The organism is Bacillus aquiflavi (assembly GCF_019915265.1).
Taxonomy (GTDB): domain Bacteria; phylum Bacillota; class Bacilli; order Bacillales; family Cytobacillaceae; genus Bacillus_BT; species Bacillus_BT aquiflavi.
Genome location: NZ_CP082780.1, coordinates 1,134,593 through 1,156,073, shown reverse-complemented (window position 1 = coordinate 1,156,073; position 21,481 = coordinate 1,134,593). Strand labels below are relative to the sequence as shown.

22 protein-coding genes are annotated in these 21,481 nt (G+C 36.9%); 1 reads left to right on the top strand and 21 read right to left on the bottom strand.

Translation table 11 applies throughout. From position 1 onward, the window contains the following. Positions 1-17: 17 nt before the first annotated feature. From K6959_RS05840 to K6959_RS05760, 17 genes are all read right to left on the bottom strand, one after another. On the bottom strand, positions 18-1,067 hold the full coding sequence (locus K6959_RS05840; protein WP_223087895.1) for an alpha/beta hydrolase family protein: 1,050 nt from the start codon (positions 1,065-1,067) through the stop codon (positions 18-20). Beyond that, a complete protein-coding gene (locus K6959_RS05835) occupies positions 1,052-1,474 on the bottom strand; it encodes a hypothetical protein (protein ID WP_223087894.1) in 423 nt (140 codons plus the stop codon). Before K6959_RS05835 ends, K6959_RS05840 begins: the two co-directional genes overlap by 16 nt. A 94-nt stretch (positions 1,475-1,568) precedes the next feature. Then, complete coding sequence (locus tag K6959_RS05830) at positions 1,569-2,126, bottom strand: hypothetical protein (RefSeq protein ID WP_223087893.1); 558 nt, start codon at positions 2,124-2,126, stop codon at positions 1,569-1,571. Continuing rightward, entirely contained in the window at positions 2,107-2,430 is a 324-nt protein-coding gene (locus K6959_RS05825) for a DUF4176 domain-containing protein (protein ID WP_262421904.1), read from the bottom strand. Before K6959_RS05825 ends, K6959_RS05830 begins: the two co-directional genes overlap by 20 nt. Before the next feature lie 351 nt (positions 2,431-2,781). Further along, complete coding sequence (gene ftsY, locus K6959_RS05820) at positions 2,782-3,774, bottom strand: signal recognition particle-docking protein FtsY (protein WP_223087891.1); 993 nt, start codon at positions 3,772-3,774, stop codon at positions 2,782-2,784. A gap of 14 nt (positions 3,775-3,788) precedes the next feature. Next, positions 3,789-7,364 (bottom strand): chromosome segregation protein SMC, encoded by a 3,576-nt coding sequence (gene smc, locus K6959_RS05815; protein ID WP_223087889.1) that lies wholly within the window; start codon positions 7,362-7,364, stop codon positions 3,789-3,791. A 43-nt stretch (positions 7,365-7,407) separates the two neighbouring features. After that, positions 7,408-8,145: a ribonuclease III gene (gene rnc / locus K6959_RS05810; RefSeq protein ID WP_223087888.1), complete on the bottom strand. Its 738-nt coding sequence runs from the start codon at positions 8,143-8,145 to the stop codon at positions 7,408-7,410. 506 nt (positions 8,146-8,651) lie between these two features. Further along, positions 8,652-8,885, bottom strand: a complete 234-nt coding sequence (locus K6959_RS05805) for an acyl carrier protein (RefSeq protein WP_163242815.1) — start codon at positions 8,883-8,885, stop codon at positions 8,652-8,654. Between the two features lie 73 nt (positions 8,886-8,958). Next, the gene (gene fabG / locus K6959_RS05800; RefSeq protein ID WP_163242814.1) at positions 8,959-9,702 is read right to left on the bottom strand and encodes a 3-oxoacyl-[acyl-carrier-protein] reductase; all 744 of its coding nucleotides are present in this window, start codon (positions 9,700-9,702) and stop codon (positions 8,959-8,961) included. Beyond that, positions 9,699-10,646 carry an ACP S-malonyltransferase gene (gene fabD, locus K6959_RS05795; protein WP_223087886.1) on the bottom strand — a complete coding sequence of 316 codons (948 nt, stop codon included), beginning with the start codon at positions 10,644-10,646 and terminating at the stop codon, positions 9,699-9,701. The genes fabG and fabD overlap by 4 nt, the downstream gene beginning before the upstream one ends. A gap of 19 nt (positions 10,647-10,665) precedes the next feature. Then, on the bottom strand, positions 10,666-11,673 hold the full coding sequence (gene plsX / locus K6959_RS05790) for a phosphate acyltransferase PlsX (protein WP_223087884.1): 1,008 nt from the start codon (positions 11,671-11,673) through the stop codon (positions 10,666-10,668). Between the two features lie 17 nt (positions 11,674-11,690). Next, the gene (gene fapR, locus K6959_RS05785) at positions 11,691-12,257 is read right to left on the bottom strand and encodes a transcription factor FapR (protein WP_163242811.1); all 567 of its coding nucleotides are present in this window, start codon (positions 12,255-12,257) and stop codon (positions 11,691-11,693) included. A 228-nt stretch (positions 12,258-12,485) separates the two neighbouring features. Beyond that, entirely contained in the window at positions 12,486-14,534 is a 2,049-nt protein-coding gene (gene recG / locus K6959_RS05780) for an ATP-dependent DNA helicase RecG (protein WP_223088322.1), read from the bottom strand. Then, positions 14,527-15,417 carry an L-serine ammonia-lyase, iron-sulfur-dependent, subunit alpha gene (gene sdaAA, locus K6959_RS05775; RefSeq protein ID WP_223087882.1) on the bottom strand — a complete coding sequence of 297 codons (891 nt, stop codon included), beginning with the start codon at positions 15,415-15,417 and terminating at the stop codon, positions 14,527-14,529. Before sdaAA ends, recG begins: the two co-directional genes overlap by 8 nt. Positions 15,418-15,445: 28 nt before the next feature. After that, the gene (sdaAB, locus tag K6959_RS05770; RefSeq protein ID WP_223087881.1) at positions 15,446-16,108 is read right to left on the bottom strand and encodes an L-serine ammonia-lyase, iron-sulfur-dependent subunit beta; all 663 of its coding nucleotides are present in this window, start codon (positions 16,106-16,108) and stop codon (positions 15,446-15,448) included. 129 nt (positions 16,109-16,237) lie between these two features. Continuing rightward, positions 16,238-17,917: a DAK2 domain-containing protein gene (locus tag K6959_RS05765; RefSeq protein ID WP_223087880.1), complete on the bottom strand. Its 1,680-nt coding sequence runs from the start codon at positions 17,915-17,917 to the stop codon at positions 16,238-16,240. A 15-nt stretch (positions 17,918-17,932) separates the two neighbouring features. Further along, positions 17,933-18,295, bottom strand: a complete 363-nt coding sequence (locus K6959_RS05760; RefSeq protein ID WP_163242807.1) for an Asp23/Gls24 family envelope stress response protein — start codon at positions 18,293-18,295, stop codon at positions 17,933-17,935. Between the two features lie 297 nt (positions 18,296-18,592). Between K6959_RS05760 and rpmB the strand changes: the two genes are divergently transcribed. Beyond that, positions 18,593-18,781: a 50S ribosomal protein L28 gene (gene rpmB, locus K6959_RS05755; RefSeq protein ID WP_163242806.1), complete on the top strand. Its 189-nt coding sequence runs from the start codon at positions 18,593-18,595 to the stop codon at positions 18,779-18,781. 267 nt (positions 18,782-19,048) lie between these two features. Here the strand turns inward: rpmB and spoVM are convergent, their stop codons facing one another. The 4 genes from spoVM to rsgA all read right to left on the bottom strand — a co-directional run bounded on the left by spoVM (position 19,049) and on the right by rsgA (position 21,462). Beyond that, on the bottom strand, positions 19,049-19,132 hold the full coding sequence (gene spoVM / locus K6959_RS05750; RefSeq protein ID WP_163242823.1) for a stage V sporulation protein SpoVM: 84 nt from the start codon (positions 19,130-19,132) through the stop codon (positions 19,049-19,051). A 102-nt stretch (positions 19,133-19,234) separates the two neighbouring features. Further along, positions 19,235-19,882, bottom strand: coding sequence for a thiamine diphosphokinase (locus K6959_RS05745; protein ID WP_179959044.1), 648 nt, complete (start codon positions 19,880-19,882; stop codon positions 19,235-19,237). Between the two features lie 52 nt (positions 19,883-19,934). Further along, a complete protein-coding gene (rpe, locus tag K6959_RS05740; protein WP_163242804.1) occupies positions 19,935-20,579 on the bottom strand; it encodes a ribulose-phosphate 3-epimerase in 645 nt (214 codons plus the stop codon). Position 20,580: 1 nt separating this feature from the next. After that, positions 20,581-21,462 carry a ribosome small subunit-dependent GTPase A gene (gene rsgA / locus K6959_RS05735; protein ID WP_223087878.1) on the bottom strand — a complete coding sequence of 294 codons (882 nt, stop codon included), beginning with the start codon at positions 21,460-21,462 and terminating at the stop codon, positions 20,581-20,583. Positions 21,463-21,481: the final 19 nt, after the last annotated feature.

Genomic DNA, 21,481 nt, shown 5'->3' with positions numbered 1-21,481 from the left:
CCTTTTCACCCCTTTGCTTACTCTTGTTGTGTTTTATTTACTTTTTTAATTAATTCGATAAACTCCTCATTCTCTATTTCATAAATATGAGGCGGCTTCGTAAGGCGAACCGCTCCTCCATCCACTTTATATGATAAACGCTGATCAATTAACGCTCCTAACGATTCCGCTTGTTGACTTTGTATTGAGACAGCACCATCATTTGATGATTGCTCTATATCTACTCGTCCTCCAGTATAAGAATAAGTAGGGAGACTCGTAGCCCGGACTTTGACATCATATCCTGCCACTGCGGTTATATCCATTTCTTCCAGTTTTCGATACACTTCTGGATTTGCCGCTTTCAAATAAGTCATCTCCTCGCTTAACGCTTCGCTCGTCATATCAGTATAAACATTACTATGTTCGATTCCTTTATCTACTCGTCTATTTTCTGGATTTGGATCTACATATCCACTATATTGAGTTGGCTCTTTATCAACTAATTTCTGTACCCATTTCCAGCGTAAAATGGAGACGTTATTCCCGAGCTTGCCCATCGTATTTTTATCGTACGGTGTCCCAATTGTCGTTATGCTTCGCACTTGATCAGGGTAGTCCATCGCAAATTGGAAAAACCTTCGCCCACCATAACTATGGGCAAACAAATCAATTTTTGTCGCTTCGTTCACTAATCCCATTTCCGTCAATCTTTTCGCTACATCGTCACTCGTTTCTTGACGGTGTTCGTTTTTATGTTCAGTGTCGTAAACGATGTGGAGACGTCCTTTTCTAAATTTATAGGCATTTTCTGTTTTTAATTGATCAAAAGTTATCGAATCCTTATTTATTACCTTGTCTCCAGATTTGTCCTTATAAACAATAAAATACTCTTTTTTCCCATTTCTCATTTCACGCATAATTACATCGCCTGGTTGAGCCGCTTTCTTAGCACTTTCAAGAAATTGCTTTCCATTCGATTCGATCCCATGCACATAGACTGACACATTTTTAAAGCCAGAAAAGTCGCCTTTTACATTGTTTACTGAGTTGTATAATCGTGTAATGTCATTTAATGCTTGGCGCAAAGGTGAGCGGTATACACGGACTGTATATTTTCAAACTCCATTTCCACTTCATCTACTTCGGCTTTTAGTTCTCGATATACTTGTTGAATGTAGTCTATATCATCTATCATAAATGACATTTTATTTCTTTCCTCGAAGGGGACGTCAACTTTCATATATTTTTTTATTACGTCATCCCGACAATCTTCTAAATGTTCAATCCAACTATTAATCTTCCCTTTTATCTCTTCTGCATCGAAAGTAATCGTATCTTTGTTTGCATTGGCTGTTAAGCTTGTGTGATTAAGTTTGTTCCATTTTTTCGCGAATGCTTGTTTAAGTAAATTCGAACCGGTTTCGGTGATGATTTCATTTGCTTCGACTTGATGCTTATTGAGAATTTGCTTCACGATCTGCTCCCTTGCCATCCTTATCAATCCCCCTTCTTTACACGCTGCATTTGATTTGAGAGTAGGTGATCTACACGCTTTAATTCTTTGACAAGATTTTCGGAATCTCCAATCAATTGTGTGACACGTTCTTTAATTCATTTATTACAAATTGGATTTTATTCTGCGCCTCTGGCCAAACCTCTGTTACATCACCCCATGGGAAGTCAGTGCTTGCAATAATATGATTTAAGAGTGAATGAAAAACTGTCAATATCTCCTCAAAACCAGCAAGGTTAGAGTGGAACGTGCTTGTTGCCTGTTCCAGCGCCGTTGGATCTAATTTAATTTCTGCTTCAACTCTTCCTGCTGAATACGTATATTGACGTTCCGCTCTTGTTGCGATCGGGGGCGCACACCCATTAATACCCTCATCAGTCGTATTTATACCAGCTATAAAGCTTTTGACAGTATCAACAAATAGCATTAATCCGAATGACGCCTCGCTAAAGTAATGAATCTGATCATCCATCTTCTGTTGAAGAGTCTGTGCTGCTGTTCCAGTATGTCGATCAAGCTCTTTCCGAAAATAAACCATCTGTTCGAATACTGTCTGAAACAAACTTTCCAACCTTACAGTTACATGAGAAATATGATCTCTCAATTCTTTATTAAACTGAAAAATCCCCATCATCCGCACCTCTGTTATCCGTACTCTCTGCCTCGATTATTAATGTTTCTAATTGCATTTCCTTTTCATCGACATAACCGTAATGATAGACAACTGCGATATCCGCATGATTAAACATAATAAATTTCTCTTTTGCATCGATAAACCCATTCGGATATTCTACAGCTGCATAATCTCTTATGATCTGATTTGTTTCAGAATATAATTGTCTTCCAACTACTAATAGACGTCTTGCATCCTTTTGTAAGCCAACAACACTTCCTATAGGAAGATATTTTTTCGAAAAAAAAACATAAGCAATCACCTTTCTATCTTTACAAAATCTTTCAAGATTTGATTATTTTCACCTTTTGTCGAAATTATAGCAAATTTTTATGACTAAGTTTGACAAAATAGGTGATTTCACCTAAAACAATGAAAAAGTCATAGACGGAAATATCTAGTCATCATCACAAATAACAAATAACATTTTTATCGGAAGAAAGTATTTATTCTGTGAGTAAACATCAGGTCTTTTAGCAGATTACAAAGTTCTATTCTATCAAGCTTAACTTTCATTTATCCTCAAATAAAAAACACCTGTAGATTCCTAACGAACATCATAGTAGGTTCTACAAGTGTTTTCCCTATCCACTTTGGTGGGGTTACCTTTTTATCAATTGATATGATCTTCTTCAACTAAATTCGCAAACAAACCGTATACGTATTGTTCTGCATCAAATTGTTGAAGATCGTCCATTTTCTCACCTAAGCCAACAAATTTCACGGGAATGTGAAGTTCATTGCGGATCGCAAGGACGATACCTCCTTTTGCCGTTCCATCGAGCTTAGTTAACACAATTCCGCTTACATCCGTTGCTTCTTTAAATGTCTTTGCTTGTACCATTGCATTTTGCCCGGTTGTTGCGTCTAAAACGAGCAAAACTTCGTGAGGGGCGCCCGGAATCTCTCTTTCTATAACCCGTTTGATTTTCTCCAGCTCTTTCATTAAGTTCACTTTATTTTGCAACCTTCCAGCAGTATCGCAAAGAAGGATGTCTGCATTACGGGCACGAGCTGCTTGAATCGCATCGTACATGACAGCAGCTGGGTCTGAACCTGCCCCTTGCTTAATGACTTCTACACCAACGCGTTCTCCCCAAACTTCTAATTGCTCTATGGCGCCTGCACGAAAAGTATCACCTGCCGCTAATAGTACATTTTTACCTTCGTTTTTGTATTTGTAAGCGAGCTTGCCGATTGTTGTCGTCTTACCTACGCCGTTAACACCAACAAATAAAATAACAGTTAGTTTGTCATCCTGAATATTTATCTGTGTTGATCCCTCTTCTCCCGCTTGATAAATCTCAACAAGCTTTTCAGATATCACATCCTGGATTTCTTTTGGATCTTGAATATTACGGCGCTTTACTTCCATTTTTAGCTCATCGATTAACTCCATCACTGTTTCAAATCCAACATCAGCGCTAATTAAAATCTCTTCAAGTTCTTCAAAGAAATCCTCGTCTATTTTCCGATACTTTGCGATAAGATGATTTACTTTATCTGCAAAGCCTTCTCGAGTTTTCGTTAATCCTTCTTTAAACTTTTCTGTAATATGATCTGCCTGTTGTGAAATCTTTTCCTTTAACCGTTTAAAAAAAATCATCTTACTTCACTCCTTTATGATGATTTTACAAGTTCTTTTGTGTCTTCAAGACGGACAGAGACTAATTTAGAGACACCAGACTCCTGCATGGTTATCCCATACAGAACATCCGCTTCTTCCATCGTCCCTTTTCGGTGTGTAATGACAATAAATTGAGTTTCAGAACTATAGCGTTTTAAATATTGACTAAATCTTTGAACGTTTGCTTCATCAAGTGCTGCCTCAACCTCATCTAGAACACAAAATGGGACAGGACGAACCTTTAATATAGAGAACAGAAGGACAATTGCCGTTAATGCACGTTCTCCTCCTGACAATAGGCTTAAATTTTGCAGTTTCTTACCAGGAGGTTGTGCAACGATTTCAACACCTGTCGTTAATAAATTATTAGGATCTGTTAATTGTAAATCAGCCCTTCCACCTCCAAATAAAGTTTGAAAAACAGCTTCAAAGTGAAGGCGTATATCAGAAAATGTTTGCACAAACCGTTTTTTTACTTCCTCATCCATCTCATCGATCACTTGAAATAATGTATCTTTCGCTTCTTCCAAATCATTTTTTTGAGCAAGTAAAAATTCAAATCGTTCCGATACTCTGTTATATTCATCAATTGCCCCGAGATTAACGGTTCCAAGTTCGTCGATTGAAAGCTTAATTAATTTTACTTTTTGCCGTGCTTTTTCTACTTCCATTGTTAATGGGTATTGTTCTTTTGCTCCTTCAAACGTTAGTAAATATTCTTCCCTAAGATGTGCGAGTTTGTTATCGAGTTCAACGTCTAAACGATTCAGCTTTACTTCTTCATCTTTTAAAATTTGAATCATTCCTTTATGTTGACGCTTTAATTCTTTTACTTCAAGTTCAAGTTGCTCAAGTTCGACTTGAATGTCGAATCGTTCTTGTCTCCTGGAAGATATTTGCTGTATTGTAGCATTTTTATCATGTCGTTTTTTTTTTTTCGCCGCTGTATCTTCTAAGGAGTTTTCACCGGATGAACTATTTTTCATTTCATCACATAAGTATTGTAAATCCTCTTTATAAACAGATACTTTTTCTTCATTTTCTCTTATTTCGGCAGATAATTGGTCAATTCGTTCACGACAATGATTTAACTGTTCTTTTTTTGCCGTTAAGTGAACTTTTAAATCAGCCGCTTTTGTTGAAAGCTCTTCTTTAGTCGTTAAATTATTATTTTTTTGAGCTGTTAATAAGGTGATTTGATTGTCAAGGTAAGCAATTTCTTTTTCAGTTTGCGAAAGTGTTGCTGCCAATTCCAGGCGACGGCTTTCCATTGTCTGTATGTCATCATGAAATTGTCCTTTTTCTAAATCATATAAAGTAAGACGTTCATTTATATTTCGTTGTTCGATCTCTATTTCTCGTATCTTGCCTTTACATGATTGCTCCTGCAATCTAAGCTCCTCACCATTTTTACGCAAAGACTCAATCTTTTGCTCTTGTGCTTGAACATCTTTTTTTAATGTTTTCACATCGTCTTCTAGCTTAGCGGTTTTTTCTTCCATCCCAACTAGCTTGTCTTTGATATCTTTTAACTCAACTTTACGGCTAAGAAGTGAAGAGGATTGTTGTTTTAATGCTCCACCTGTCATCGATCCACCTGGGTTTACAACGTTCCCGTCTAATGTAACAATTCTACTTCGATAATTGAGAAGTTTCGCTAAATCATTTGCGCCTTTTAGATCATTTGTAATCACGACTGTTCCAAGCAGGTTCGACACAACGGATGCAAACTGCTTATCGTATTGAATAAGCTTATTAGCGATCCCAATAAAGGAAGGGTGGTTTGTGATCATTTGGAATTGCATGCTAGTCAACGTTTTTTCTTTTATAACAGACAACGGTAAAAATGTTGCTCTTCCAAAGGAATTGTGTTGTAAATATTGAATTGCTTTTCTCGCGTCTTTCTCCGTTTCAACGACTATATGCTGCATCGCACCGCCTAGTGCGGTTTCAATTGCGATTTTGTATGCTTTTGGTACTTGAATTAGTTCAGCAATCGCACCATGTATCCCTATTAACTTACTTTTTCTTGCTTTTAATATTTCTCTGACACCTTGATAAAAACCTGCATAGTCTTCTTCTAATTCCTCAAGCATTTCCTTTCTTGATTTTGTTTGCTGCAGAAATTGATATGCTTTATATAAGTTTGTTTCCTGTTTTTGATAGCGATTTTTAAGCAACTCAAGCTCATGTTGTTCTTTTTTATATACGATTACTTGTTCCTGAAGCTGACACTGTAGCCTTTCAAGTGACTGCTGCAGTTCTTTTCTTTGTCCATTTATTTCTTTTCGTTCGTGAAGATATTTTTTATTTTCATTATCTAATTTTGAACTCCGAATGCTCAGCTGTTCAATTTGTTGATGTAAATAATGTAATTCATTTTTAGCATTTGCTTGTTTGTTTAATTGCTCAATGTAGTCACTCTTTAATGAGTCAATTTGTTCTTCAATATTTTCACTAAATAAAGCCAGCTGTTTATTCTTTTCGTCAAGCTCTTTTTTAAGTAATGCGATTTCTTCCTCAAGACTGTTAGCTGTTAATTGTTGTTCTTGCTTTTGCTTGTAAAATAAGGAGATTTTTTCTGAAATAGAATGAATTGTTTTCTCTAATTGATCTTTATTTTGAACTGCATTCTTTTTACGTTCCTTTAATACTTGTTTGCGGCCTTCAAGCTTTTCAAGCTCCTCACTTACGTTTAATAATGCTGTTTGCAAGCTATTAATCGATTCATCAAGTACAGACATTTGTGTACGAAGTTCTTCTGTTCTTGCTTCTTTCATATGTATAGTCGCCGAAAGCTTCACTTCTTGATCGATATAATCGTCCAACTGTTTAGAAAGCTGTTCCCAACGTTGATGTAAATCTTCAATCTCAACGACTGTAAGTGCTACTTCAATTTTTTCAAGCCCAGCTTTCTTCTCTATATATTCATTTGCAATCGATGCCTGTCTTTTTAATGGTTCTACTTGAGCCTCTAATTCATGTAAAATATCATTTACGCGATTGAGATTATCTTGTGTTTCTGTAAGCTTTGTTTCCGCTGTTTTTTTGCGATTTTTATATTTTAATACTCCAGCCGCCTCTTCAAAAATAGTCCGTCTGTCTTCTGCCTTACTATTAAGTATTTCTTCCACCTTTCCTTGACTTATAATCGAGAACGCTTCTCTTCCGAGTCCAGAATCTAAAAATAAATCGACAATATCTTTCAGTCGACATGGTTGTTTATTTATATAAAATTCACTCTCACCAGTGCGATACACTCTTCTTGTCACACTTACTTCGTGAAAATCAACTGGCAAAAATTGATCATCATTTTGTAAAATTAATGTGACTTCAGCAAAATTTAAACCTTTTCTTGAATCACTGCCAGAGAAAATGATGTCCTCCATCTTTGCACCGCGAAGTGACTTTACTGATTGTTCACCAAGCACCCAGCGAATCGCATCAGTTATGTTACTTTTCCCGCTTCCATTAGGTCCAACTACAGCTGTCACACCCGGAACAAAATCAATTTCGGTCCGTTTGGCAAATGATTTAAATCCAATAATCTCTAATCGTTTGAGGAACATGGATGATTCCTCCCTTCTCTAGATCCTAGTAAGATGTATTGAACTACAACTTTTTTATTTTTTCTAGCGCCATTTGTGCGGCAAACTGTTCAGCTTCTTTTTTTGAACGGCCTTTCCCAATTCCTAGTTCATCCCCATTTAATGTTACTCTTGAAACAAATTCCCGATTATGAGCAGGACCCTTTTCCTTTAAAATTTCATATTCGACTGTACCTGCTCCATCTTTTTTAATAAATTCTTGAAGCTGACTTTTGAAATCCATCACATGAGAAAAAGCACCAGCATTTATTTTTGGAAAAACAGATTTTTTCAAAAAGGAGATTACCGTTTCGATTCCTTGATCTAAATATAATGCACCAATAAAAGACTCAAAAACATCTGCAAGCAGTGCCGGGCGGGTTCTGCCACCTGTCAACTCTTCTCCTTTTCCGAGAAGAACGAAGTCTCCAAACGATAGTTCGTTCGCAAACGAAACGAGAGAGGGTTCACATACAATAGCTGCCCTTAATTTCGTTAATTCTCCTTCACTCATTAGCGGATATTTTTTATATAAAAATTGAGAAACAGTTAGTTCTAAAACAGCATCTCCTAAAAACTCTAGTCTTTCATTATCTTCAAACGGTTTTTTGCGATGCTCATTCACATAAGATGAATGAGTAAATGCTTGAATGAGTAATTTTTCATTATGAAATACTAAACCTAACTTTTGCTGAAATTGTCTGAATTTCCTTTCTTGAGCGCGATTATTTTTTCTACTTGCTTCATTTTCTTTTTTGCGCATTGATTATCCACCTTGCCCTGCATAAATTTAATCCACTATATATCGTTAACATAAAAATACGAATAATTGTTTGTCGGCCTTTATCATATAATAAACTTTGTACATGATAAAGCCTAGTTACAAACGGAATCTCCTAACTGTTGGCATTCGTCATGATCAGCTTATATACAACTGTTCTATTCACTTACCTCTTGCTTCACGCCTAATCGACATACGTTTTCACTCTAAAGCTGGATCTGTCTATAAACTGGAAAGCCCCGTTAAAAACGGAGCTTCCTGACTGTTGACAAACACTCGCATTCCTTGGTGCTTGCTCTTCGTTGAATGCTCATAACAATTGTTCTTTTTGGCTTCCGACTCATGCTTCACCCTTCGACTGATAAACGTTTTCATTCTGTCTGTGAGAACAGATGCGCCTACAAACTGGAAAGCCCCGTATAAACGGAGCTTTCTAATTTTTTAGTACATGCGAGCTATTATTATGAAACGTATAATTTCCTCGGCGATTACTGGATATTTTTTATGTAATTCACTGCATCACCGACAGTGGTAATATTTTCAGCTTCATCGTCGGAAATTTCCATATCAAACTCGTCTTCTAATTCCATTACAAGTTCAACTACATCAAGGGAATCTGCACCGAGATCATCTTTGAAAGAAGCTTCTAATGTAACTTGAGCTTCATCTACACCTAGACGGTCAACAATGATCTTTGTTACACGTTCTAATATATCTGCCATTCATGTTCACCTCCCCTCAAGTCATTATATTGTATTTTTTAAAAATAATAAACTTGTTAAGGATGTTTTTTTGTTACATAATCATTCCGCCATCAACATGAAGTGTTTGCCCTGTCATATAAGCACTGTCTTCAGAAGCTAAAAATGAAACTACTTTTGCAATATCTGTCGCTTCTCCAAAACGAGCAAGCGGGATGAGTTTTAACATCTCATGTTTAATCTCTTCACTTAACTTATCAGTCATATCTGTTGAAATAAACCCAGGAGCTACAGCATTGACGGTAATTCCACGGCTTGCAAGCTCCTTAGCCGTCGTTTTAGTTAACCCGATTACTCCCGCTTTAGCAGCAACATAGTTTGCTTGACCAGGATTCCCACTCACACCGACAACTGAGGCAATATTAATAATTCGCCCGCTTCTTTGCTTCATCATTTGCCGCGTTACTGCTTTTGTGCAAAGAAAAACCCCTTTCAAGTTGGTGTTAATAACATCATCCCATTCTTCTTCCTTCATGCGCATAATTAAATTGTCTTTTGTAATTCCAGCATTATTGACAAGAATATCAAGCGCACCGAAACGATTGATCGTTTCTTTTATCATGTTAACGACAGAATTGTTGTCACTTACATTACCTTGAACTGAGAAAGCCTCTCGGCCAATTGATGTAATTTCAGCGACTACTTCGTTTGCTTTATCCTTGCTCCCGGCGTAATTAATTGCAACATTTGCCCCTTGCTTAGCAAGTTCAATCGCAACTTCCCGGCCAATCCCTCTTGAAGCTCCTGTTACTAAAGCAGTTTTTCCAGCCAACTTCACACCGTTTCCCCCTTTAATACTTTAATTGCAGCTTGATAGCTTGCTTCATCTGAAACAGCGACAACTTTTACAGTTTTGTCAATTTTCCTTACAAGAGCCGACAATACTTTTCCAGGTCCGATTTCAATAAATGTATCCACACCGAGTTCGATCATATTCTTGACTGAATCTTCCCACAATACTGGAGAATATAGCTGTTCAATTAGTCTTTGTTGAATATCATCAGCTTCCGTAACAGGTGATGCAGTCACATTTGCGATAAGAGGTATTTCAGCGTCTTTAATCGTCATTTCATTTAACACTGTTTGTAAACTTTCAGCTGCCGGTTTCATTAACAGTGAATGAAATGGTCCGCTTACTTTAAGTGGGATTGCACGTTTTTCTCCCCGTTCTTTTACTTTTACAGAAGCAAGCTTAATTCCTTCTTTTGTTCCAGAGATAACAATTTGACCTGGACAATTAATGTTAGCCAATTGAACTAAATGTCCACTGCTTGTGATCTCATCAGTTACAGCTTGGAGTGCCTCTCGATCAATTCCTAGAATAGCAGCCATTGCTCCTTCTCCATTTGGAACTGCTTCTTCCATAAATTTACCTCTTTTTCGAACAGCATATACTCCTTCTTCAAAAGTAATTGCCCCTGCGGCCACTAATGCTGTGTATTCTCCGAGACTATGACCAGCAACAAAGTCGGCTTTAATCCCTGATTGTTTAAAATACTCTAAAATAGCAATACTTGCTGTTAATAAAGCAGGTTGTGCGTTCATTGTTTTTGTTAATTCATCTTCTGGTCCCTCAAAAATAATTTTTGATAATTCATAGGAAAGCTTCTCGTCTGCCTTGTCAAAAAAAGTTTTTACAAAGGGGTTTCGATCTGCTAACTGCTTCCCCATGCCAATTGTTTGTGATCCTTGTCCCGGAAACATAAATGCGACTTTTTCCATGTAAAAACTCCTCCTCTTTTTATGATTTTATACTCAATCTTATATTTTCCTGCTCTGCAACAGCTTTTATCGTGCCAGAAACATCATTTTGCACCATTTCCCGTGCCTGTCGAACGGCGTTGAATACAGCGTTTGCATTTGATGAGCCGTGAGCTTTTATTACTGGCGCTTTTAAACCAAATAAGCCAGCACCACCATATTCGGTATAATCCATTTGAGCTTTTAATTTTTTAAGATCTGGTTTTAAAACAGCTGCTGCTAGTTTGCTTTTCATGCTGCCAGTTAGTGCGCCTTTTAGCATTTTAAAAACTGACATTGCTGTACCTTCAATCGTCTTTAAGATCATATTTCCGGTAAAACCGTCAGTTACAGCAACATCAGCTACACCATCTAATAAATCTCGCGCTTCTATATTTCCAATAAAATGAAGGTTTGTATCTTTCAATAGCTCAAACGTCTTTTTTGAAAGTTCATTTCCCTTTTTTTCTTCTGTACCGATATTTAATAAACCTATTCGCGGATTTGTAATCCCTCGCACTTTTTCACAATATACTGAGCCCATAAGTGCATATTGCAGAAGGTGTTCCGGTCTTGCATCAACGTTAGCACCGACATCAAGGAGTAAAAAACCTCTTCCGTCAATTGTTGGAAGTGTTGGTGAAAGAGCCGGCCGCTCTATTCCATCAATTCGCCCGATGACAAATAATCCTGTTGCCATTAACGCCCCTGTATTTCCTGCTGATATACATGCGTCTGCCTTTTTATCCGCTACTTCTTTTGCCATTAATACCATTGATGCATCTTTTTTCCGGCGGACAGCTCTTACTGGTTCATCTGTCCCTAATATAACTGTTTCTGTATGTAAAATATGAATTCTCTCTTCATTAGTTAAATACTGTCTTATTTTTTGTTCATTTCCTACAAGGGTGATTTGTATATAACGAAAAGCTTCAACCGCTTTCATTGCACCTAAAACAATTTCCTTTGGTGCATGATCTCCCCCCATAGCATCGATTGCTAGTTTCATATACTGCTCTCATCCTTTTAATTATTTTTTGAACGATACAGTTCAAATAAGCCTTTAAATACAAGCTCCTTCTTGACATAGCTGTTTACTTCGACGACGGTCCAGTCATGAGCATTATCTAAGTCAACTACTTTTGCTTTCGCAATGACTCGATCGTTTTCTTTAACAGATTTGGTAAATTGGATATTTGCCTTTGCTGTTAAAGCAAATTCATCGTTAATGATTGCTACTGCCAGAGAATTAGCCTGTGCAAAAAGATGATGCCCCCGTGCAATTTTATTTCGTTTAAATACATGCTCTTTTTTGACATCGAAAATAGAAATTGCACTTTTATCTAAATCAATGTCGATAATTTCACCGATGATCTCATCAATAGGCAGAGAGCGAACTTCGTCAGCAAACTTTTTTTCTGCAACATTTTTTATTCTTTCCCGCAATTCAGGAATAGAAAGCTCGAGTCGATCTAAACGAATTGTTTGTACACTTACTGAGAAAAAATCAGCGAGTTCCTCATCAGTGACAAAAGGATTTTCTTTAATTGTTTCAGCAAGTAATTTTTGTCGTTGTTTTTTTGTTCTCCTCATTTATATCACCCGTTCAAGATCTTATGACTAGGTACTAATAGTAGTATATAATTTAAAAAAGTAGATTTCAACATATTACTTTTTCATATCACAACGATATTAAAGATGATTTTAGGCTCACTTGTGTGAGACTTCAGTCTGATACACTTTTAGCTGAAATCGGTTCAAATTGTTAGAAAGGAAATGAGCCAATAAATCTACAAGGTTATTGTCGTCTTAAAACTTATTTTAGTCTAGTTTTTCTCCGCGTAAAACCCCTGACTTTTCTAAATAATCCCGTAAATATGCATATTCATTGCTTTGCCAAAATTGCTCTGTTTGAACCATCATTGCTGCATCTTTTCGAGCTGTTTCAAGAGCGCGATAGTCATGGACCATGTCTGCTATTTTAAACTCGGGAAGACCACTTTGTTTTTTACCGAAAAAATCACCCGGCCCTCTTAACTCTAAATCTTTTTCGCTTAACAAAAACCCATCGTTTGTTTCCGTCATAATTTTCATTCTTTCTTTCCCTACATCTGATTTTGGATCTGCAAGCAAAACACAATACGATTGCTCACTCCCGCGGCCAACTCGACCGCGCAGCTGATGAAGCTGAGCTAGTCCAAATCGCTCGGCATCGTATATAAGCATAAATGTTGCGTTCGGAACATTTACACCAACTTCTACAACTGTCGTCGAGACAAGTACTTGTACTTCATTTACCGTAAATGCTTTCATGACTGTTTCTTTTTCCTCTGACGTTAATCGCCCATGCATTAAACCAACGTTGAAACGGTTATCAAAATAATTTGTAAGGGTCGTATAAACATCGATTGCATTTTGTACATCAAGCTTGTCCGACTCCTCAATTAAAGGACAAATAACATATGCTTGACGGCCTTTTATTAGTTCCTTCTCCATAAAAATGAGTACCCGTTCTAACATATGATGCTTTGCCCAATATGTTTCAATCATTTTTCGTCCTTTTGGCATTTCATCAATAATCGAAACATCCATTTCACCAAAAAAAGTGATCGCTAACGTTCTCGGAATTGGAGTAGCTGTCATAAAAAGAACATCAGGATTTTCACCTTTTTCTCGTAAAATTCGCCGTTGTTCTACTCCAAAGCGATGCTGTTCGTCAGTTATGACAAGCCCTAGCTTTTTGAACTTTACTTCTTCTTGAATAAGCGCATGTGTACCGACAAGAAGATGAATATCGCCTGCTTGGAGATCGGAAAGGAGTTCTTTACGTCTCTTTCCTTTAACAGAGCTTGAAAGTAATTGTACATTTACTCCAAATGGTTCGAATAACTGAGTTAGTGAATGTGCGTGCTGCTCTGCTAAAATTTCTGTTGGCACCATTAAAGCACCTTGAGATCCGGATAAAACACAAGCATACAGAGCGATAGAGGCAACTACTGTTTTTCCAGATCCAACATCACCTTGTAAAAGGCGGTTCATTCTATAAGGAGAATTGAGATCATTTAATATTTCTTGAACTACGCGCGTTTGAGCATTCGTGAGCGGAAACGGAAGTGAAGCTATAAAGGCGTTTAATTTGTTTTCGTCGTATTTGTGGATCATCCCTTTTGATTGCTCGCGTTCAAATTTTCGAAGTGCTTGCATTTTTAATTGAAATAATAAAAATTCCTCATAAACAACCCTTCTGCGTGCTTGTTTTACATCTTTAGCAGAACGGGGAAAATGACATGCGGTAAGTGCAGCTTTTTTTGGCAGCAGCCGATATTGCTTTAAAAGATGTGCTGGAAGCGTCTCTTCTACTTGATCAGCAAATTGATTAAGAGCAAGCTGAATAAAACGCCGCATTCCTTTTACAGTGATAGATCCTTTAACTGTGTAGACTGGTTCAAACATCGTTGTCATTGAATAATGGCCCCGTTTCATTTCATTCGCTGTAATCGTTTGCCGATGCTGATCCCATTTTCCAGTTACTGTTATAGTTTCGTTTATCGCAAGCGATTTTTTTAAATATGGTTGATTAAAAAAAACGACTTGAATAAGAGCACGGTCAACGAGTAAACGAACGGTTAATCTAGAGCGCTTTCTCCCATAATAAATAAGGGAAGGTTCGCTTTGTATCTTACCCTCGACTGTTACCCTTTCATTATGCTTAACGTCCATTAAATGACAAAGTCGATAATCCTCATAGCGATAAGGAAAGTGCTCAAGTAAATCGTTAATAGTATGAATATTTAATTGTGCTAAAGCATTTGCCGTTTCTTCTCCAATACCCTTTATTACGGTAACAGATTGAAGTAATTGTTCATTCACGATTAGTATGCGGAGCACCGAAAATCTTTGCTTCTAATTGACGACCAGTCGGTGTTGCCGCTAAACCTCCTTGTGCAGTTTCTTTTAATGCTGTCGGCATCGTTTGTCCAATTCGAAACATAGCTTCAATTATTTCATCACATGGAATACGGCTTTTTATTCCAGCTAAAGCCATATCGGCTGCTACCATTGCATTAGCAGCACCCATAGCATTTCTTTTCACACACGGTACTTCTACTAAGCCAGCAACAGGATCGCAAACTAAACCAAGCATATTTTTTAACGTGATTGCCATTGCCTCAGCACATTGATCAGGTGATCCCCCAGCCATTTCAACGATTGCCGCCGCTGCCATTCCTGCTGCTGAACCAACCTCTGCTTGACATCCTCCTGCTGCTCCAGAAATCGATGCATTATTAGCGACAACATAACCGAATGCGCCAGCGGTAAATAAGAAAGCAACCATTTCCTCACGATTCGGATTTAATTTGTTCTTAACTGCAAATAATGTCCCTGGTACAACCCCACCTGAACCAGCTGTTGGTGTAGCACAAATTGTTCCCATTGCCGCATTTACTTCATTTGTAGCTACAGCTTTACTAACAGCATCAAGCATTGTTTCTCCTGATAAAAATTTACCTTTTTTAATGTAAGCCTGTAATAATACAGCATCTCCACCTGTTAAGCCAGAGTGAGATTTAACCCCCTTTAATCCTCTGTTAATCGCTTGCTCCATTACTTTTAGATTTTGCTCCATCCTTCGTATAATTTCTTCCCGAGAACGTCCTGTTACATCTATTTCCTGCTCAATCATAATCTCAGAAATCTTTTTATTTTCACTCGTTGCGAGCTGAACTAATTCTGCGACGTTTCTAAACTGCATAGCGGTCTTCCTCCATTCATCAAATATGTTAATCAACCATTTTTGTTACTTGAACTACATTCGGTAATTGCTCGATTTCTTTCATTACTTCATGATTTATATTGTGATCGACTTCAATTGTCATTAAAGCTAATTTACCTTTTTCCTTTCGAGAAACTTCCATATGTCCAATGTTAATTTCGTATTTAGCTAGTACATTGGATACGTTTGCTATTGTCCCGAAACGATCGTTATGCACAACGAGGAGCGCTGGATGATGACCTGATAGTTTGAGCTCAAACCCGTTTAATTCAATTATTTCTATTTTTCCACCTCCGATTGAAATCCCGACAAGATTTAACTCGCCATCCTCATCTCCGATAACAATCCTCGCTGTATTTGGATGATTAGGAATAGCTTCTTCCTCCCGAAATTGAATAATAATCCCTCGGCTTCTTGCAATCTCAATCGCCTTAATAATTCGTTCATCAAATGTATCAAAATCTAGTAATCCACCAACAATCGCAACATCGGTCCCATGTCCTTTATATGTTTCTGCAAATGATCCATAAAATGAAATATTTGCCCATTTTGGCTCCCTTCCAAACAATTCTCTTGCAACACGTCCAATCCGGGCTGCACCAGCAGTGTGAGAGCTTGAAGGCCCCATCATTACAGGACCGATAATGTCAAAGACACTTTTATATTTCACGCTTATCTCCACCTTTACATAGAATAATTTAGTCCTATTTTATGATAATTTAGATTATAGTTGTTTATTTTTTCGAAAATTTTTTAGAGGAAAAAATAGAAGGGATTCATCCCTTCTATTTTAGTGAAACTATTCAATTGCAAAAAAAAATGCGTATAAGGGCTGGTTTCCTTTATGAACTTCTACTTCAACTTCATGATATTGATCCTCAACATATTTACTTAAATTATTTACAGCCTCATTACTTGCATCTTCACCAGATAAAATCGTTACAATTTCTGTCTTTTCATCGATCATTTTGTCAAGTAAACTCTTTGCTGTTTCAACTAGATCTTTGCTTTTTGTAACAATTTTTCCATCTGCAATTCCCATAAAATCATTTTTTTCGATTGTAAGACCATCAATATTTGTATCTCTTACAGCATATGTAATTTGACCTGTTTTCACATGCTGTAACGCTTCAGACATTGTTTGTTTATTTTCTTGTAAATCCACTGATGGATTAAACGCTAACAATGCCGATATACCTTGTGGAACTGTTTTTGATGGGATGACAACGATTTCATCATTCAGAACCTCAACTGCTTGTTCAGCAGCCATAATAATATTTTTATTATTTGGAAGAACGATTATTTTCTCTGCATTTGCTTCTTTTATCGCTTTAACGATATCCTCAGTGCTCGGATTCATTGTTTGTCCGCCTTCAATTACTACGTGTGCACCGATACTTTTGAATAATTTAGCAATTCCAGATCCCATTGATACAGTTATAATGCCGTATTCTTTCTTTTCCTTTTTCTCATCAGTCGTATCTGTGTTTAACTGGGCATTCGTCTCACCGACAATAGCAGAATGCTGCTGGCGCATATTTTCAATTTTCATGTTAATGAGACTGCCATAACGCTGCCCATATGTTAATACCTCACCAGGTTGTTCTGAATGAATATGTACTTTGACGAGTTCGTCGTCAGAAATGACGAGCAATGAATCTCCATACTTACTTAAATCTGAACGGAACATTTCTTCAGAGAATGAATGCTTTGCAAGCTTTTCAGCTTCAAACTTAACCATAAATTCTGTACAGTAACCAAATTCAATATCTTCTGTATTCATATGACTTTGCACGCTTTTATGATGTTGCGCACTGACGAGCTCTTCCATTGATGGTAATACAACTGAAGAAGGAAGGCTCTCTCCTTTTAGCTCTGCTAAAAAGCCTTCGTATACTAACAATAAACCTTGCCCGCCGCTATCAACAACACCAACAGACTTTAAGACAGGAAGTAATTCAGGTGTTCGATCCAATGATGCTTTTGCTTCTGCAACAATCTCTTCCATTATTTTAACGATGTCTGTCTGCCTTTTTGCTACTTGAACAGCCCTTTTTGCGGCATCTTTGGCGACAGTTAAAATTGTCCCTTCTACAGGCTTCATCACAGCTTTATATGCCGTTTCGACTCCAGCCTCAAAAGCTCCAGCAAATTCTTTTCCGTCTATTTCCTGTTTCTTCTCAATTGCCTTCGCAAAGCCGCGAAACAGTTGGGATAAGATCACACCAGAATTTCCTCGTGCACCCATTAATAATCCTTTTGAAAGCGATGCCCCAACTTTTCCAATGTGGCCTTGTACGTTATTTTTCACTTCCTTGGCACCAGAAGTCATTGATAAATTCATATTCGTTCCCGTGTCACCATCAGGAACAGGAAAAACGTTCAATGCGTCGACCATTTTCGCATTTGCCGCAAGATGATTTGCACCTTGAATGACCATTTCGGCAAAACGCTTTCCATCTAACAATGTTATAGACACAAATTTTCCTCCTAACTACAGGTTCGTTACACGAACTCCTTGCACAAAAATATTGACAGAATCGACAGCTAGTCCAACTGTTTTATCAAGAGTATATTTCACTTTTGATTGTACATTGTGAGCAACTTCAGATATCTTTGTACCGTAGCTGACCATTATGTACATATCAATATGAACTTCTTCATCTTCTTGGCGAACGATCACACCGCGGGTAAAATTTTCTCTCCGCAAAATCTCAGATAGACCGTCTTTTAGTTGGTTCTTTGATGCCATTCCAACAATGCCATAACAATCTGTAGCTGCACTGCCGGCAATTGTTGCAATTACTTCATTAGAAATTTCAATTTGTCCGTACTGTGTTTTTAATTCAATGGACATGAATCGTTCCCCCTTTAAAGAATTGCTCGTTGACTACTGACATTTTACTATAACCGATAGGATTTTAAAAGTCATACTTTTCCTTAAATTAAGCATTTATATATAAATGATGTCAAGGTGTTTTTCTTGAAAGCTTTTATATCAACTATTGCATTCTAATATGTTGTATGATAAATTATTAAAGTATCTTTAATGATAACAGAAAAAAAAAATCTGGCTTGTCTGGCGGATTTTTTTACAATGAGGAATGAAAAGCTAAAATATATTTTCAGCTTTACGGTTAGGAGGGAAATGACTATGCCACGTAAATGTGTCGTTACAGGTAGAAGAACTACTACTGGAAATGCTCGCTCCCATGCTATGAATGCATCTAAACGTACTTGGGGAGCTAACCTTCAAAAAGCTCGTATTCTTGTTGACGGAAAACCTAAGCGCGTCTGGGTTTCAGCAAGAGCACTTAAATCTGGGAAAGTAGAACGAGTATAACTTTTATTCATTCACGGGTTTTCCCAGTTAACGATTTAAAAGCCAAATAAAAGATAAAGTGAATTAGCAGTTTATTGCTAATTCCTTTTTTTATGCATGCTCATTCGTATGAAACAGCCATTTACACAAATGAGCCGATAAATTAATAGAGTGATAAACATTAAAAATTGCCCAGTCCCGTACGTTAAAAGTTAATATTCGAACCAAAATGAGCACCCTTTCTTCTTAAAAAAGGGTGCTGATAAATTTAATTTAATTCATAAATATTCATTCTCCTTTTTTAAAGGCCCCTAGCATGGCGCGGACAATACCGCCGATTACCTTCGGAAGTTTAATTGTATAAAATTTCATTATGTCCCTCCTCACCAATTCACGCTTACTAATCACAAATCTGGTCCTCACACCATAATATTCAAAAGGAAGAGATAAGTACTATTTTTCGCAAAAAGGCTCTTAATCAGAGCTCCTTATTATTAATAATATGCCTTTTGAAAAAGAAAAAGTACCATGTTCATTAATAAGTTCGTTACTTATACATAGTGTTGACCCTATTGGAATATGACAATCTTTTAAAGGGTATTTAAATCCTCTAAGAGTAATTCCGCTAACTGTAGGCGTAATTGGAATAAAAGAAACATACTGTTTATCTTTCATTTTTGTGATCGAATAAGTTCCAGGTTGTTTCATGGAGACAATATTTTTATTATCGATTACTTCGATGTCTATTCTACTATGTTGAATTCCTTTAATAAGCAGTTGTATATTAGCGAATAGGTGATCAAGACGACCACCTGTAGCCCCAAAAATGCGAATTTTCCTAGCGTTCGTAAATAAAGCCCAATTTAATGCTAGTTCTAAATCTGTTTGATCTTTTTCTGGTTTGAATTTTTGGATTTCGCTCACTTTTTCCTTTATCGATATCATCTCTTCAGAAGTGACCGAATCAAAGTCGCCAAAAGCATATTGAGGATTAATTCCTTTTGAAAGTAGTGTTATGACGCCTCTATCGACACCAACCCATGTAACAGAACTGTCGTCATACGTGAATAAATCAGGAAGAAATTCGCTTGGTCCTCCTGCAAGTATATTAACAATCATCATATCCCCACCGCTTAAAGTTTCAATGCATATAGTAATATCTTAATAGAACTATTTATCCACGAAGAACTGAAATAGCTTTAGCACGATCTTGTTCATTATATATCGCTGAACCGGCAACTAACACATTTGCACCCGCGGCAATACAAAGCTTTGCCGTTTCTTTATTTACACCGCCATCTACTTCTATTTCAACATTTAGTTCTTTAGACTTAACCATGTCGTTCACTTTTGATATTTTAGGTAAAACAGATTTAATAAACTTTTGTCCGCCAAATCCAGGATTTACAGACATTAATAATACTAAATCCACATCTTCAATCATATGTTGAATTGATTCAACTGGTGTTGCAGGGTTTAACACAACACCCGCTTTTACACCAAACGACTTAATAAAATGAATGGTTCTGTGTAAATGTGGGCATGCTTCAACATGTACTGTTATATAATCAGCTCCTGCTTTTGCAAATGCCTCAATATATTGATCAGGATTTTCAATCATTAAATGAACATCTAAAGGAAGTTTTGTAATCGGTCGGATTGCCTCCACAATAAGGGGACCAATTGTAATATTAGGAACAAAGTGCCCATCCATTACGTCCACATGTATGTAATCCGCCCCTCCTGCTTCAACACTTTTTATTTCTTCACCTAATGCAGCAAAGTTAGCTGATAAAATAGATGGCGCAATTTTTACCATGTTAATACCTCGGCTTTCTTTCTTTTATTTCTTGTAAAAAATTTTTGTAATTTTTATAGCGATATTCTGGTATGACTTTATTTTCTACAGCTGCTTTAACAGCACAATGTGGTTCTTTTAAATGGAAACAACCTCGAAATTTACACCCTTCACCTATATTGTTTATTTCTGGGAAAAAAGTGGCTAATTGTTGTGCTTCGATCCCGGTAAATTCTAACGAACTAAAGCCCGGAGTATCTGCGACAAACCCATTTCCTATTTCCATTAGCTCTACGTGGCGAGTAGTATGTTTACCCCTACCAAGATGTGTTGATATTTGAGCTGTTTTTAAATTCAATTCAGGATTAATCATGTTTAGCAATGATGATTTTCCTACCCCGGATTGTCCGGCAAAAACAGAAATTTTCCCATTTAAATATGGAAGTAGTTCATTTATCCCATCAGTTGTTTTCGTTGAAATTAATAATACTTTATAACCAATACGGCTATAATCATTTTTATATCGTTGTATTATTTCTGCTTGTTCCCTATTTGTAATATCCATTTTTGTTATACAAATAAGCGGATGGATGTTATTAGCTTCAATAAGCACAAGAAAACGATCAAGTAATGTAGTACTAAATTCAGGCTCTACCGCCGAAAATATTAGAACGGCCTGATCTACATTTGCAATTGGTGGACGGATAAGCTCATTTTTCCGCTCCTTCACTTCAAGTATATATCCTTCATTATCTTTTTCAGCTTGAAATACAACATAATCTCCAACGAGAGGGGTAAGTTTTTTTTTTCGGAATACTCCCCTCCCTTTACATTGAAAGACTCCATTTTCCGAAAGCACATAATAAAAAACGCTTACTGCTTTAATAATCTTGCCTTCTGGCATAGCATCACTCCTTATTGTC

What these genes read in the sequence shown, in the direction of transcription:
- rpmB (WP_163242806.1), top strand. Translation starts at nt 18,593, where the DNA reads ATGCCACGTAAATGTGTCGTTACAGGTAGAAGAACTACTACTGGAAAT.
- smc (WP_223087889.1), bottom strand. Translation starts at nt 7,364, where the DNA reads ATGTTCCTCAAACGATTAGAGATTATTGGATTTAAATCATTTGCCAAA.
- rnc (WP_223087888.1), bottom strand. Translation starts at nt 8,145, where the DNA reads ATGCGCAAAAAAGAAAATGAAGCAAGTAGAAAAAATAATCGCGCTCAA.
- sdaAA (WP_223087882.1), bottom strand. Translation starts at nt 15,417, where the DNA reads ATGCAGTTTAGAAACGTCGCAGAATTAGTTCAGCTCGCAACGAGTGAA.
- K6959_RS05760 (WP_163242807.1), bottom strand. Translation starts at nt 18,295, where the DNA reads ATGTCCATTGAATTAAAAACACAGTACGGACAAATTGAAATTTCTAAT.
- rpe (WP_163242804.1), bottom strand. Translation starts at nt 20,579, where the DNA reads ATGGTAAAAATTGCGCCATCTATTTTATCAGCTAACTTTGCTGCATTA.
- rsgA (WP_223087878.1), bottom strand. Translation starts at nt 21,462, where the DNA reads ATGCCAGAAGGCAAGATTATTAAAGCAGTAAGCGTTTTTTATTATGTG.
- K6959_RS05830 (WP_223087893.1), bottom strand. Translation starts at nt 2,126, where the DNA reads ATGGGGATTTTTCAGTTTAATAAAGAATTGAGAGATCATATTTCTCAT.
- plsX (WP_223087884.1), bottom strand. Translation starts at nt 11,673, where the DNA reads ATGAAACTAGCAATCGATGCTATGGGGGGAGATCATGCACCAAAGGAA.
- ftsY (WP_223087891.1), bottom strand. Translation starts at nt 3,774, where the DNA reads ATGATTTTTTTTAAACGGTTAAAGGAAAAGATTTCACAACAGGCAGAT.
- fabD (WP_223087886.1), bottom strand. Translation starts at nt 10,646, where the DNA reads ATGGAAAAAGTCGCATTTATGTTTCCGGGACAAGGATCACAAACAATT.
- fapR (WP_163242811.1), bottom strand. Translation starts at nt 12,257, where the DNA reads ATGAGGAGAACAAAAAAACAACGACAAAAATTACTTGCTGAAACAATT.
- K6959_RS05805 (WP_163242815.1), bottom strand. Translation starts at nt 8,885, where the DNA reads ATGGCAGATATATTAGAACGTGTAACAAAGATCATTGTTGACCGTCTA.
- K6959_RS05835 (WP_223087894.1), bottom strand. Translation starts at nt 1,474, where the DNA reads ATGGCAAGGGAGCAGATCGTGAAGCAAATTCTCAATAAGCATCAAGTC.
- spoVM (WP_163242823.1), bottom strand. Translation starts at nt 19,132, where the DNA reads ATGAAATTTTATACAATTAAACTTCCGAAGGTAATCGGCGGTATTGTC.
- K6959_RS05745 (WP_179959044.1), bottom strand. Translation starts at nt 19,882, where the DNA reads ATGATGATTGTTAATATACTTGCAGGAGGACCAAGCGAATTTCTTCCT.